The sequence below is a fragment of the Micromonospora endophytica genome (assembly GCF_003236305.1).
GTDB classification, from domain to species: Bacteria; Actinomycetota; Actinomycetes; order Mycobacteriales; family Micromonosporaceae; genus Micromonospora; species Micromonospora endophytica.
Window position 1 is genome coordinate 16739 of record NZ_POTX01000046.1, and the last position, 13992, is coordinate 30730.

General features: G+C 73.0%; 12 protein-coding genes. 11 read left to right on the forward strand and 1 reads right to left on the reverse strand.

The features are described 5' to 3' along the window. Positions 1-142: 142 nt before the first annotated feature. The 9 genes from C1I93_RS09790 (at position 143) to C1I93_RS09830 (ending at position 10949) form a co-directional block, all read left to right on the forward strand. Positions 143-1894 carry an ATP-binding protein gene (locus C1I93_RS09790; protein ID WP_111242925.1) on the forward strand — a complete coding sequence of 584 codons (1752 nt, stop codon included), beginning with the start codon at positions 143-145 and terminating at the stop codon, positions 1892-1894. A gap of 73 nt (positions 1895-1967) precedes the next feature. Next, positions 1968-3116, forward strand: coding sequence for an exonuclease SbcCD subunit D (locus tag C1I93_RS09795; protein ID WP_111242926.1), 1149 nt, complete (start codon positions 1968-1970; stop codon positions 3114-3116). After that, a complete protein-coding gene (locus tag C1I93_RS09800; RefSeq protein ID WP_111242927.1) occupies positions 3116-5590 on the forward strand; it encodes an AAA family ATPase in 2475 nt (824 codons plus the stop codon). The genes C1I93_RS09795 and C1I93_RS09800 overlap by 1 nt, the downstream gene beginning before the upstream one ends. Positions 5591-5597: 7 nt before the next feature. Next, a complete protein-coding gene (locus C1I93_RS09805; protein ID WP_111242928.1) occupies positions 5598-6551 on the forward strand; it encodes a hypothetical protein in 954 nt (317 codons plus the stop codon). Positions 6552-6594: 43 nt separating this feature from the next. Then, a complete protein-coding gene (locus C1I93_RS09810) occupies positions 6595-7452 on the forward strand; it encodes a spermidine synthase (RefSeq protein WP_111242929.1) in 858 nt (285 codons plus the stop codon). 83 nt (positions 7453-7535) lie between these two features. Beyond that, entirely contained in the window at positions 7536-8228 is a 693-nt protein-coding gene (locus C1I93_RS09815) for a sigma-70 family RNA polymerase sigma factor (RefSeq protein WP_111242930.1), read from the forward strand. Then, positions 8225-9007, forward strand: a complete 783-nt coding sequence (locus C1I93_RS09820; RefSeq protein ID WP_111242931.1) for an anti-sigma factor family protein — start codon at positions 8225-8227, stop codon at positions 9005-9007. The genes C1I93_RS09815 and C1I93_RS09820 overlap by 4 nt, the downstream gene beginning before the upstream one ends. A gap of 199 nt (positions 9008-9206) precedes the next feature. Then, positions 9207-9893: a COG4315 family predicted lipoprotein gene (locus C1I93_RS09825; protein ID WP_111242932.1), complete on the forward strand. Its 687-nt coding sequence runs from the start codon at positions 9207-9209 to the stop codon at positions 9891-9893. A gap of 138 nt (positions 9894-10031) precedes the next feature. Then, positions 10032-10949, forward strand: a complete 918-nt coding sequence (locus C1I93_RS09830) for a DNA-3-methyladenine glycosylase family protein (RefSeq protein WP_111242936.1) — start codon at positions 10032-10034, stop codon at positions 10947-10949. A 137-nt stretch (positions 10950-11086) separates the two neighbouring features. Here the strand turns inward: C1I93_RS09830 and C1I93_RS09835 are convergent, their stop codons facing one another. After that, positions 11087-11299, reverse strand: a complete 213-nt coding sequence (locus C1I93_RS09835) for a hypothetical protein (RefSeq protein ID WP_111242933.1) — start codon at positions 11297-11299, stop codon at positions 11087-11089. A gap of 136 nt (positions 11300-11435) precedes the next feature. Between C1I93_RS09835 and C1I93_RS09840 the strand changes: the two genes are divergently transcribed. Continuing rightward, complete coding sequence (locus C1I93_RS09840; protein ID WP_111242937.1) at positions 11436-12548, forward strand: ATP-dependent DNA ligase; 1113 nt, start codon at positions 11436-11438, stop codon at positions 12546-12548. Positions 12549-12602: 54 nt separating this feature from the next. Continuing rightward, the coding region (locus tag C1I93_RS09845; protein WP_258378273.1) for an alpha/beta fold hydrolase at positions 12603-13992 on the forward strand (1390 nt) is incomplete at its 3' end.

Consider the following 13992-nt stretch of genomic DNA (forward strand, 5'->3'; position numbering starts at 1 on the left):
CCCCGTCGCGGAGCTGTCGCGGTACGCGGTCGCCGCGACGCCACGACGTGGTCTCCGCCGCGTCACGTGGCGGGCTGTCGTACTCCTCCGGCAGGATGCAGGGCGTACCGACCGCGACGACCAGCCGAGGAGGAGTTGCCCGATGACCGACGAGGGTTTCGACGGCCCGGGCGAGGGGGTCGGTCGGGTGCTCGGCACCGCCGACGCCACTCCGTTGCAGTTCTGGACGGCGGTCTCCCCCGGCAACTACCTGCAGCTCGACGACGTCGTGGTGACCCGCCGTGAGCTGCCCGACCGCGAGCCGGTGACGATCGCCGGCGTGGTCACCCAGGTGCGGGCCCGGCACGAGGGCGCCCAGTTCGACTCCGACGTGTTCGCCATCGCCGACGGCACGCTCCCGGCGCAGGTGCAGGAGGCAGCCGAGATCACCACCACCCGGGTGGACCCGGAGTTCTACGTCCCGCCGCAGCCCGGCGCGGTGGTGCACCGGGCCGAGGGCGACGCGCGCGCCCGGGCGCTGCACTTCGACCGGATGGAACGCCGGGTGCCGATGGGCACCGGCCGCGACGGGGTGCCGGTCTACCTCAACGCCGACTTCCTCGACGGCACCCGGGGCGCGCACGTCTCCATCTCCGGCATCTCCGGGGTGGCCACCAAGACCAGCTTCGCCACCTTCCTGCTCTACTCGGTGTTCCGCTCCGGGCAGCTCGGCGGCGACGCGGTGAACGCCAAGGCGCTCATCTTCAACGTCAAGGGCGAGGACCTGCTCTTCCTCGACCATCCGAACACCCGGCTGGACGACGCCACCCGGGCCGCGTACGCCCGGCTCGGCCTGATCGCCGACGCCTTTCCCGACGTGCGGGTGTACGCCCCGCCCCGGGTCGGTGACTCCTCCGGCACCCCGGACGTGAGCAGCCGGTTGACCGGCGTGGACAGCTTCTACTGGACGCTCACCGAGTTCTGCGAGCACCGGCTCCTGCCGTACGTCTTCGCCGACGCCGACGACGAACGCCAGCAATACACAATGGTGGTGCACTCCGTCGCCGCCCACCTGGCCCGGTACGCCCAGCCCGCCGACGGCGGGGTGAGCATCGACGGGGTGCGCCTGGGCAGCTACGGCGACCTGGTGGACCACATCGTCGAGCAGCTCAGCGACGACGAGACCCGGGGCGACTGGGCGGGCAGCGCGGTCGGTCTGGGCACGGTGAACGCCTTCGCCCGCCGGCTGATCGGCAGCAAGAAGGACCTGTCCCGGCTGATCCGGGGCGACCTGGCCACCCGCCGCCCGCACTCGATAAACACCGCGGAGAGCGCCCAGGTCACCGTGGTCGACCTGCACAACCTGCCGGACCGCGCGCAGCGGTTCGTGGTCGGCGTGACGCTCAAGAGCGAGTTCGAGCGCAAGGAGAAGGCAGGCACCGCCAAGCCGCTGCTCTTCGTGGTGCTCGACGAGCTGAACAAGTACGCCCCCCGGGAGGGCTCCTCCCCGATCAAGGAGGTGTTGCTCGACATCGCCGAGCGGGGCCGTTCGCTCGGGGTGATCCTGATCGGCGCGCAGCAGACCGCCAGCGAGGTGGAGCGGCGCATCGTCACCAACTCGGCGATCCGGGTGGTGGGCCGGCTCGACCCGGCCGAGGCGTCCCGCCCGGAGTACGGCTTCCTGCCACCCGCGCAACGGCAGCGGGCGCTGCTGGCCAAACCGGGCACGATGTTCGTCAACCAGCCAGACATCCCCGTCCCGCTCTGCCTGGAGTTTCCCTTCCCGGCCTGGGCGACCCGCGTCTCCGAGGCGGGTGCCGCGCCGTCGCAGACCCTGCGTTCGATCACCCAGTCCGCCGACCCGTTCGCGGTGGTGGGCTCCGGCGGTGGCGCCGACGACGACATCCCCTTCTGAGAGGGCTGGCAGTGATGAGCGCGAGGAGTGCAGCGAAGCGGAGCCCCGCAGTCGCGAACGAAAGGCAGGGACAGTGAAGATCCTGCACACCTCGGACTGGCACGTCGGCAAGGTCCTCAAGGGGCAGTCCCGGGCCGAGGAGCACAAGCAGGTGTTGGCCGGCGTCATCGAGATCGCCCAACGGGAGCGGCCCGATCTGGTGATCATCGCCGGTGACCTCTACGACACCGCCGCGCCGACCGCCGAGGCGACCCGGTTGGTCACCCGGGCCCTGACCGCGCTGCGCCGCACCGGCGCGGACGTGGTGGCCATCGGCGGCAACCACGACAACGGGCCGGCGCTGGACGCGCTGCGGCCGTGGGCCGAGGCCGCCGGCATCACCCTGCGCGGCGGGGTACGCGAGGATCCGGCCGAGCACGTGGTCGACGGCAGCACCGCCGACGGGCAACGGTGGCGGCTGGCCGCGCTGCCATTCCTCTCCCAGCGGTACGCCATCCGCGCGGTGGAGATGTACGACCTGACCGCCGCCGAGACCACCCAGACGTACGCCGACCACCTGGGCCGCATCCTGGCCCGGTTGACCGAGGGCTTCGACGAACCGGACCGGGTGCATCTGGTCACCGCGCACCTGACGGTGGTGGGTGCGACCACCGGCGGCGGCGAGCGGGACGCGCACACCGTCATGGGCTACGCGGTGCCCTCCTCGGTCTTCCCGGGCACCGCGCACTACGTGGCGCTCGGGCACCTGCACCGCGCCCAGCGGGTGCAGGGGCCGTGCCCGATCCGATACAGCGGCGCCCCGCTCGCTGTCGACTTCGGCGAGCAGGAGAACGTCCCGTCGGTGACCCTTGTCGAGGTCACCGCGACAAGCGCGGCGCGGGTCCGGGAGGAGCCGGTGCTCGCGGCGACCGCCCTGCGCACGGTCCGCGGCACCCTGGCGCAGCTCGCCGAGCTCACCCCGCCGGAGGGCTGGTTGCGGGTGTACGTCCGCGAGCAGCCCCGCGCCGGGCTGCGTGAGGAGGTTCAGGAGCTGCTGCCGCGCGCGCTGGAGATCCGGATCGATCCGGAGCTGGTGCCGGCGCCGGGCAGCGGCACCCGGGTGGCGCAGCGCTCCGGCCGCTCGCCCCGCCAGTTGTTCGCCGACTATCTGGACAGTCGGGGGCACGCCGACGACGACGTCCGGCACCTCTTCGACGAGTTGCTGGAGGAGGTCGAGCACTGATGCGACCGATGCGGCTGGACCTGGCCGGTTTCACCGTCTTCCGGGACGAGACCACCATCGACTTCACCGACGCGGATTTCTTCGCCCTGGTCGGGCCGACCGGGTCCGGCAAGTCCACGGTGCTCGACGCGATCTGCTTCGCCCTCTACGGCACGGTGCCCCGCTGGGGTGGCACCCGGGGGTTGGGCAACGCCCTGGCGCCGTCGGCGACCGAGGCGCGGGTGCGGTTGGTCTTCGAGTCGGCCGGGGCCCGCTACGTCGCCACCCGGGTGGTGCGCCGCGACAGCCGGGGCAACGTCAAGACCGCGGGCGCCGGTTTGCAGCTGATGCCGGACGGCTTCGACGTGACCAAGCTGGACACCGGGCTCAGCCCGGAGGATCTGGGCGAGGTGGTGGCCGGCACCCCGGCCGAGATGGACGATGCGGTGCTGGCTGCGGTCGGCCTGCCGTACGAGCAGTTCACCAGCTGCGTGGTGCTGCCGCAGGGGCAGTTCGCCGACTTCCTGCACGCCCGGCCCGCGACCCGGCAGCAGATCCTGGTCAACCTGCTCGGTCTCGGCGTCTACGAGGAGGTCCAGAAGCGGGCCACCGTGCGGGCCGGGCAGGCCGAGGCGAAGCTGGAGGCGGTCGACCAGTTGCTCGCCGGGCTCGCCGACACCGACGACGCCACGCTGGAGCGAGCCACCGGCCACCTCGACCGGATGCGGGAGCTGGCCGAGGCGGTGACCGCCGCCGTACCGGAGCTGGACGCGGCGCGGGCGTCGGTGCGGGAGGTGACGACGGCGCTGACCGCGCTCGACGCGGAACTGGCCGAGCTGGCGGCGGTGCGGGCACCTGAGGGCGTGGCCGAGCTGGCCGCCACGGTGGCTGCGGCGCGGGCGGAGGCAGACGCGACGGCGAGCGCGGTGCTGCTGGCCGAGGAGCGCGAGGAGAAGCTGCGCGGGGAGCTGGCCGCCGCCGACGACGAGAGCACGCTGCGGTTGCTGCTGCGGGCGTACGCCGACCGGGAGCAACTCGCCGGCCAGGCCGAGCAGGTGCGGACCGCTCTCGCCGTGGCCGGCACGGAGCACGAGGCGGCGGTGGGGGCGCTGACCCAGGCCCGGGCGGCGGCCGAGCGCGCCGAGGAGGAGCTGGCAGCGGCCTTCCAGGCGCACGAGGAGGCGAAGACCGCCGACCAGGCGGCGGCGCTGCGGGCGCACCTGACCGCCGGGGACGACTGTCCGGTGTGTGCGCAGCCGGTGGCCCGGGTGCCGGCGATGCCGGCTGGTTCGGCGGTGGCCGGTGCGGTGGCCGCCGGCAAGGCCGCCCGGACCGCGAGTGAGGCGGCGAAGCGGCTGGTGACCGAGCGCGACACCGCCGCCCGGGAGCTGGAGCGGGTGCTGCTGCGCGCCCGCGCCGAGCACGACGGGCTCCAGGCTCGGCTGGCCGAGGTGGATGCGCGGCTGGCCGGCGCGGCGAGCGCCGAGACGCTGCGGGAGCGGCTGGCCGAGCAGGCCCGGCTGCGGCAGGTGCTGGACGAGGCGGCCGGGGCGGTGCGCGCCGGCCGGGACGCCGCGCGGCGGGCCCGGGGCACTGTGGACGCGGCGCAGGAGCGGCTGCGTGCCGCGTTGCGGCGCTTCGACGGCACCCGCGACACGTTGGCGCGGTTCGGGCCACCGGCGGCGGACCGGGACGACCTCGCCGCCGCGTGGCGGGTGCTGGCCGACTGGGCACGGACCGAGGCGCAGGCGCGCCGGTCGAAGCGGGCGGAGTTGGCCACCGCGGTCGCCGGGGCCGAGGCGGCGGCGACCGCCGTGGCGGGCCGGATCAGCGGCCTGTTCGCCGAGGCCGGGCTGGCGGCGCCGGACGACCCGGTGCGCGCCGCGACTGTCGCGCACGAGCGGGCCGAGGCCGACCGGCGCCGGTTGGTCGAGCGTCGCGAGCAGGCGGGCGAACTGCGGGAGCAGCGGGCCGAGCAGGAACGCCAGGCGCAGGTGGCGCGGGCGCTGGCCGGGCACCTGCGGGCCAACAACTTCGAACGCTGGCTGCTGGCCGAGGCGCTGGACCTGCTCGTCGACGGGGCGTCGGGGATCCTGCGGGAGCTCTCCGGCGGCCAGTACGACCTCGTCCACGACAAGGGTGAGTTCTTCGTCGTCGACCACCACGACGCGGGCCTGCGGCGGGGGGTGCGCACCCTCTCCGGCGGTGAGACCTTCCAGGCGTCGCTGGCGCTGGCGTTGGCGCTGTCCGAGCAGTTGGCCGGCATGTCGACGACCGCCGCCAGCCTGGAGTCGATAGTGCTGGACGAGGGGTTCGGCACCCTCGACGCGGCCACCTTGGACACCGTCGCGGCCACCCTGGAGAACCTGGCCGCCCGTGGGGACCGGATGGTCGGCGTGGTCACCCACGTGCCGGCGCTCGCCGAACGCATCCCGGTGCGCTTCGAGGTACGCAAGGACGCCCGCTCGGCCCGGGTGGAACGGACCGGCCGGTGACGCGGACGTGAGCCAGTTCTTCGTCGACACCTGGGATCCGGCCTACGGCGCGTCGTTCGAGGCGTCGGCGGCCGGCCCGGCCGCGCCGAGCAGCGCCCAGGTCGACGCCGATGCCGAACTGCCCGCGGTGGACTGGCGGGCGATCGGCCCCCGTCCCGGCGTACGGGCCCCGGACGTGGTGCTGCTCGTCGACGGGGTACGCCGGATCGACGCCAGCGTCTGGACGGCCGAGGAGGACGGCACCTCCTTCCCCGGCCTGGCCGCCTCGTACGCCGCCGGGGTGGTCCGCTGCGACCTGGAACGCGGGGCGGCGCAGCTGGCCGGCGCCAAGGTCGGCCGAGGGTTGTTCACCGCCAGCCCGTCCGCCGGCGACGTGGTCGCCGGCAACATCCGCTACCCGGTGCACCGGGTCAGCGGCACCGGTGAGTTGGCCAAGCTGCCGGCCGCGGTGCAGGGGCCGCTCACCGCCCTGGAGGTGGAGGTCTCCGGTGCCGCCCGCACCGACGGCGACCTGCTGGTGGTGGACGGTCCGTTGCGCAACCGGCGGCAGTTGCCGCGCACCCTCGGTTACATCAAGACCCAGCACAGCCAATATCTGGACGCCCGACTCACCGCCGTGGTCACCGGCCTGGCGCCCGGTCACCGTTCGCCGGTGTTCCGGCTCGGCACCGCCTGGGGTGGCTGGTCGTGGTATTTGCGACTGCCGGTCACGGCGGGTGCGCCCTGGGCCGGCATCGTCCGGCTGGAGTGCTCGGCCGAACTGGACATCACCGAGGCGATCGAGCTGGCGGACCTGTCGCTGGTCACCCTGCCGCGGTTCGCCTCCACCCCGTACAAGGACCCCCGCGCCCCGCAGAACCTGGTCCCGATCGCCGGGCTGGAGCGGCTGCTGCGTTCCCGACTGGGCGACGCCCGGCTGCTGCACCGCGCGTTGACCGCCGCCGCGCGAGCCCGCCGCTGATGGGCCGCCGCCGCGCGGGCCCGCCGCCGACGGGTTGCCGCTGATGGGGCGTCGCCGCGACACCGACCGGATCACCGAGCGGGTCGACACCGGGCTCGCCGAGCTGACGCCGGACCCGGACCGGCCCGGTTCGTGGACGTTGTCGCTGGACGGTGCGCCGCAGTCGCACGTGGACCTGACCGACCCCACCCATCTGGAGTTCGAGTACGTCCGTCGACTGGCCGCGGCGCTCGACCTGATCGCGCCCGCCGGGGCGCCGCTGCGGGTGCTGCACCTGGGCGGCGGCGCGCTGACCCTGCCTCGCTACGTCGCCGCCACCCGTCCGGGTTCGACGCAGCGGGTGGTCGAGGTGGATGGTGCGCTCGTCGAACTGGTCCGGCGGGCCCTGCCGTGGCCGGCGGACCCGCGCCTGAAGGTACGGGTGGGTGACGCCCGCGCGGTGCTCGCCAGCACCCGGGACGCCGGCTTCGACGTGGTGGTGGCCGACGTGTTCGCCGGTGCCCGCACCCCGGCCCGGCTGACCTCGACGGAGTACGCCGCCGAGGTGGCCCGGGTGCTGCGCCCGGCCGGCTGGTTCCTGGCCAATCTCGCCGACGGTCCACCGCTGCGGTACGCCCGCGGCCAGGTCGCCACCGTGCGTACGGTGCTGCCCCGGGCCTGCCTGGTCGCCGACGCCGGGGTGCTGCGGGGCCGCCGCTACGGCAATCTGGTGTTGGTCGCCGGCCGGCAGGACCCACCGGTGGCGCAGCTGACCCGCCGGGCCGCCGGCGACTGGTTCCCGGGCCGGGTGCTCGCCGATGCGCAGCTCGACCGCTTCGTCGGGGGCGCTTCGGTGGTGCGCGATGACAATGCCACCGACTCCACTCCCCCGCCGCCGGGAATTTTCTCCGTCCGGCGTTGATCCGTTCGGGAAGTCCGTGCGTACCACTCGGCAGCCATGCCCGTGGGGGGACGGCTTCTGTCAAGCGACGTCCGGAGGTCTGCATGCATGCACTGGCGGCCGGTTGGCGCGGCGACCGGGTGCGGGTGGACTGGATGTCCGCCCGGTCCCAGTCGCGGCCGACCACGTCCGACCGTGGGGTCGACTCCCGCGCCGTGTCTCGCCAGAATAGCCCGGTGACGCCGCGCCCCGCCCCTGGCCGCCATCAGGCTACGACCACCGAGGCCGCCCACTCCGACCAGTTGATCCGCACGCTCTACGCCGAGCACGCCGGGCCGCTGCTGATGTTCGTGATGCGACTGACCGGCGGTGACCGGCAGCGTGCCGAGGACATCGTCCAGGAGACGCTGCTGCGAGCCTGGCGCAACGCGCATCGGCTGGGCACGCAGGGGCAGGGCTCGCTGCGACCGTGGCTGGTCACAGTGGCGCGGCGCATCGCGATCGACGAGCACCGCAGTGAACAGGCCCGCCCGGCGGAGACGTACGACCGGGACCTGACCGCGTTCGCCGAGTCGGACGCCACCGACCGGGTGCTGCGTTCAATGACGGTGGCGGACGCGCTGCGGACGTTGAGCCAGTCGCACCGGGAGATCCTGGTGGCGACGTACTTTCGGGGCAGGACGGTGCCGGAGGCGGCCGAGGAACTCGGTCTGCCGCTGGGCACCGCGAAGTCGCGGGTCTATTACGCGCTGCGCGCGCTGCGCACAGCCTTGCAGGAAAGGGGGGTGACGGAATGAGCCGGGTAGACCACATGGACGTCGCTGCGTACGCGCTCGGCGTACTTGACGAACAGGACATGGAGCGGTTCGAGGAACACCTCGCCACCTGCTGGGCGTGCGCGTCCGAGTTGGAGTCGATGGTGCCGGTGGTCGGGCTGCTCTCCGACATCGACGCGGAGTCGATGACGGCGTTGGAGCAGACCCAGTCGAATCCGATCCTGCTCGATCGCACGCTCGTGGCGATGCGTACGCATCGGCGGCGGGCCCGGGTGCGGCAGATCCTCGCGACCGCCGCGGCCGTGGTGGTCTTCGGCGGGCTGACCGGCATCGGGTTCGCCAGTCTGACTCCGGAGACCCCGGGACCGAACCTGGGCGCCGGGCCGACCACCAACTCGTCCCTGACTCCGCCGAACCCGGGTTCGGGTGACCCGGGCGGGCCGGGTTTCGGCGGCAACGTGCAGGAGGGCGAGCGGGTCGACGGCACCGACTCGAACACGGGGGTGGAGGGCACCTTCTTCCTCGACTCGCGGGACTTCGGCACCATGGTCGCCTTCACTCTGAGCCGGCTGCCCGGTCCACGGGAGTGCCACCTGGCGGTGGTGCGGAAGAACGGCAGCACCGAGATCATCTCCAGCTGGTCGGTGCCGCCGGGTGGGTACGGCACCACGAGCAACCCGACGCCGCTGACCCTGTACGCGTCCACCTCGACCAAACTGGACGATGTGAAGCACTTCCGGGTGGAGCAGGTGAACGACAAGGGCACGGCCAGCGCGCTGCTGACGATTCCCGCGCCCTGACCCGTACGCCCCGCAGCACGGCCCGCCTCCATCCGGAGGCGGGCCTTTGTCGTCACACTCATGATCAATGTTGGCTGCCACGCACGGGATCGAAGTTCGGTTCAACGAGTCCAATGTGAAACTAGCCACCCTTCTGGCTTCAACCTTGACAGCCCCTTTCCACGTACTTCCCGGTGACTGACAAGCATGAGGAGGGCACGTGGCAAAGATGAAGCGGACCGTTGTCGTCGCGAGCGCCATGATCGCGCTCACGGCCTGCGCTCCCGCAGGCTACGACGGAGCGAACACCGGTGCGGCCGAGCCGGTAGCTGTCGCCGCGGCCGAGCCCACCGTGACCGTGGACCCCGAGGCCAGCGCCAACCCCGAAGCCAGCGCGGAGCCGGGTGCCTCGGCATCACCGGGCGCGGAGGCCGAAATCGACGCTCCCCTGCCCGACGGCGTCGAGCTGACCGTGAGCCTGACCGGCAAGAAGTTCGACCGGATGGGCAGCGCGGTGGTCAACCAGGACGGTTTCCTCCTGTACCGCTTCGACCGCGACACCAACGACCCGCCGTCGTCGAACTGCGTCGACGAGTGCGCCGAGGTCTGGCCGCCGGCGCTGACCGACGGCAACGCGGAGCTCAAGGGCGTCTCCGACGACGCGGTGGGCACCATCACCCGTGAGGACGGCACCCGCCAGATCACCCTCGACGGCTGGCCGCTCTACACCTACATCGGTGACAAGAAGGCCGGCCAGTGGAAGGGCCAGGGCGTCGGTGGCACCTGGTTCGTGGTGAACCCGGACGGCAGCAAGAACCTCGAGTGCCTCCCCAAGGGCACCCCGAAGGCCGTCGCCCCCCCGTCCAAGACCAAGTCGGACAGCTCGGACTCCGACTACTCGTACTGATCACCCCGTCGATCATGAGGTTAGCGGCAGTCTAGGAGATCGACTTCGCCGTCAACCTCATGATCGACGCAGGTGAGCGCAGGCCTCAGCCCCGGTGGGGGTTGGGGCCTGTCGTTTTGAGCGTGCGAGAGTGTGGCGGTGACCTCGACCGAGCCGGTGGCCAGCCGCGACCTGCGCCCGCCGGAGCACTTCCGGCTGGCGGCCTCGGTGCGTCCGCTCACCTTCAGTCCGTACGATCCCTGCGCCCGGATCGTGGCCGGCACCCTCTGGTGGGCCACCCGCACCCCGACCGGTCCGGCCACGCTCGCCCTGCGTCCGGCCGGCGGCGAACTGGTCGCCGAGGGATACGGGCCGGGCGGTGGCTGGGTGGTGGAGCGGGCCGACGCGATCGCCGGGCTCCGCGACGACCTGGGCGGCTTCGCCGAACTGGCCGCCGGCCATCCGGTGGTGGCCGAGTTGGCGAACCGGCACCGGGGGTTGCGGCTGCCCGCCACCGGACTGGTCTTCGGCCGGGTGCTGCGGGCGGTCCTGGAACAGAAGGTCACCGGCAAGGAGGCATACCGGGGGTACGCCGCGACCGTCCGCCACTTCGGGCAGCCGGCCCCCGGACCGGTACCACTGCTGCTGCCGCCGGAGCCGGCGGCGGTGGCCGCCAGCCCGTACTGGGTGTTCCACCCGTTCGGAATCGAACAGCGCCGGGCCGACACGCTGCGCCGCGCCGCCGCGGTCGCCGATCGGCTGGACCGCTGCGCCGACTCCGCCGAGGCCACCCGGCGGCTGACCGCGATCACCGGCATCGGCCCGTGGACCGCCGCCGAGGTGGTCCGCGTCGCGTACGGCGATCCGGACGCGGTGAGCGTCGGCGACTACCACCTGCCGAACACCGTCGCCTGGGCGCTGGCCGGTGAGGCACGCGCCGACGACGCCCGGATGCTTGAGTTGCTGGAGCCGTTCCGGGGGCACCGGGGTCGGGTCTGCCGGCTGCTGGAGACCGCTGGCGTGCACGCGCCGGCCTTCGGCCCCCGCGCCGCCATCCGCTCCTTCGCCCACTTCTGACCCGGCTCGCGCGGCGGGCGGCCGCGCGCGGACTCAGGCGGCCACGCGCGGATTCAGGCGGCCACGCGGCGGATTCAGGCGGCCACGCGGCGGATTCAGGCGGCCACGCGGCGGATTCAGGCGGCCACGCGGCGGATTCAGGCGGCCTCGTGCAGGTCGGCCAGGCTGAGTGGGGTACGCCGACGCAACAGCTCGGCCAGCTCGGCCACCGAGCCGGCCTCGCCGAGGACGTTCTTGCCGCCGCCGAAGCGGCGGGGATAGCGGTGCACCAACCGGTAGATGTACCGGCCCCGGATCAGCTCGACGCTGACCCGCCATCGCCCGCAACAACCGCAGACCCACTCCGACACTCCGCGAAAATAGCTCTGACCTGGTCTTTCTCGATTCGCCCGGGTGATGCGGAGACGGGCCTTCGGCGGACACGCCGCCCACCTGGCGACAGTGATCCGCCTCACCGTTGTCGGTGCCGTCTGGTTGACTGTCGCCGTGGAGCTGCCGATCAATTCGCCCGTGGAGCCGATGCTGGCCCGCAGCGTCGCGTCGATCCCCACCGGGCCGGGCATGACCTACGAGCCCAAGTGGGACGGTTTCCGCTGCATCATCCTGCGCGACGGCGACGAGGTGGAGCTGGCCAGCCGGGGCGGCAAGATGATGACGCGCTACTTCCCCGAGGTGGTCGAGCAGGCCCGCCGGCAGTTGCCGGAGCGCTGTGCGGTCGACGGTGAGCTGATCGTGATCCGCCGGGACGGGCCGGACGGTCAGCCACGGCTCGACTTCGAGCTGCTGGCCCAACGCATCCACCCGGCCGCGTCCCGGGTGAAGCTGCTCGCCGAGACCACCCCTGCCGATTTCGTCGCCTTCGACCTGCTCGCCATCGACGACGAGAGCCTGCTCGACGCGCCCTACCAGGCCCGGCGAGACCGGCTGGAGCAGGCCCTGGCCGGGGTGCGCCCGCCGGTGCACGTCACCCAGATCACCACCGACGCCGAGACCGCGCACCGCTGGTTCGACGTGTTCGAGGGCGCCGGGTTGGACGGGCTGATCGCCAAGCCCGCCGACCTGCCGTACGAGCCGGGCAAGCGGCTCATGTTCAAGGTCAAACACGCCCGCACCGCCGACGTGGTGGTGGCCGGTTTCCGCTGGCACAAGTCCGGGCCGGTGGTCGGCTCGCTGCTGCTCGGGCTCTACGACGACGCCGGGGTGCTGCACCACGTCGGGGTCAGCGCCTCGTTCACCATGGCCCGGCGCGCGGAGCTGCTGGAGGAGCTGGCCCCCTACCGCGACGCCGGGACGGAACACCCGTGGGTGCACGGCGACCACGAGCGGGGGCAACGCATCCCGGGTGGGGTCAGCCGGTGGACCGGCACCAAGAATCTGGAGTGGGAGCCGCTGCGCCCGGAGCTGGTGGTGGAGGTGGCGTACGACGCGATGGAGGGTGACCGGTTCCGGCACACCGCCCGTTTCGTCCGCTGGCGGCCCGACCGCGACCCGCGTTCCTGCCGGTACGACCAGCTCGACCGGCCGGTCCGGTTCGACGTCGACCAGGTCCTGCGCGGCGATCCGGCGGTCCCGGTCGGGGTCGCGCCCGACTCCGCGTAGCCTGACGGTCGAACCGATCACGGAGGCTCGCTCGTGACCCGTACTTCCGACCGGATCCGTCGCGTCCGGCTCACCGTGGCCGGCCTGGCCGCCGCCGCGGTGGTCGCCGCCGGCTGCACCCTGCCGGCGTTCGCGCCGCGCGCCGACGTCGAGGGTGAGGCCGCGCCGCCGGGCACCGCCCCCGGCTGGCAGCCCTGCCCGGAGGTGCCCCGGGAGTTGGTCGGGCGCACCGCGCCGGGGATGCGCTACGAGTGCACCCGGATCCAGGTGCCCCGTGACTGGGCCGGCAGCGCCGCCCCGGTGAGTCCCGGCGCAACGGCGAGTCCCGCCGGCACGGCGAGCCCCGGTGCGGGTGAGACCTTCGAGATCTCCCTGATCCGGATCCGCTCCGACGAGCAGCGCGACCGGATCGGCTCGCTCCTGGTCAACCCGGGCGGGCCGGGCGGATCGGGCGTGGACACCGCCGTCTACCTCACCTTCGGCGAGCAGTTCGGCGGCCTGCCCGACGCGGTGATGGAACGGTTCGACATCATCGGTTTCGACCCGCGCGGGGTGGCCCGGTCCAGTCCGGTGGAGTGCATCCCGGACGCCGACCTCGACGCCGCCTTCGGTTACGACCCGGATCCGGCCAGCCAGGAGTCGTTCGACGATTTCGTCGCGCTCAACCGGCGCATCGGGCAGGGCTGCGGCGACAAGTACGGCGACCAGTTGCCGCTCTACGGCACCGAGCAGGCCGCCCGGGACATCGACGCGATCCGCGCGGCGGTCGGTGACGAGAAGCTGACCTACCTCGGCTACTCCTACGGCACCCTGCTCGGTGCCACGTACGCCCAGCTCTTCCCGCAGCGGGTGCGGGCGCTGGTGCTCGACGGCGCGGTCGACCCCCAGCAGAGCCTGATCGAGGGCTCGGAGGGTCAGGCCCGGGGCTTCGAGCGGGCGTTCGACAACTTCAACAGCTGGTGCGCCGCGAACGCCGCCCGCTGCCCGATCGCCCCGGACGCCCGGGCGGCGGTGATCTCGGCCGTCGACAAGGCGAAGGTCTCCCCGGTCCGCGCCGCCGACGGCCGGGAAGCCACCGCCGGGTGGGTCTTCTACGCGGTCATCTCCTCGCTCTACACCGAGTCCGGCTGGCAGGAGTTGGCCCAGGCCATCGACAGCCTGGAGGGCGGCAACCCCGACGGGGTGTTCGGCCTCGCCGACGCGTACGCCGAGCGCGACGAGAACGGCAACTACAGCAACCTGTTCGACGCCAACCTGGCGATCAACTGCGCCGACGAAGAGAACCGGCCCAGCCTGGAGCGGATCCGCCAGTTGCAGTCCCAGTGGCGTACGCAGTACCCGCTGTTCGGCCCGGCCCTCGCCACCGGCCTGGTCTCCTGCACCGAATGGCCCGGTGCCGCCGACCCCTACCCCACCGGCCGCGCCGACGGCGCCCCGCCCATCC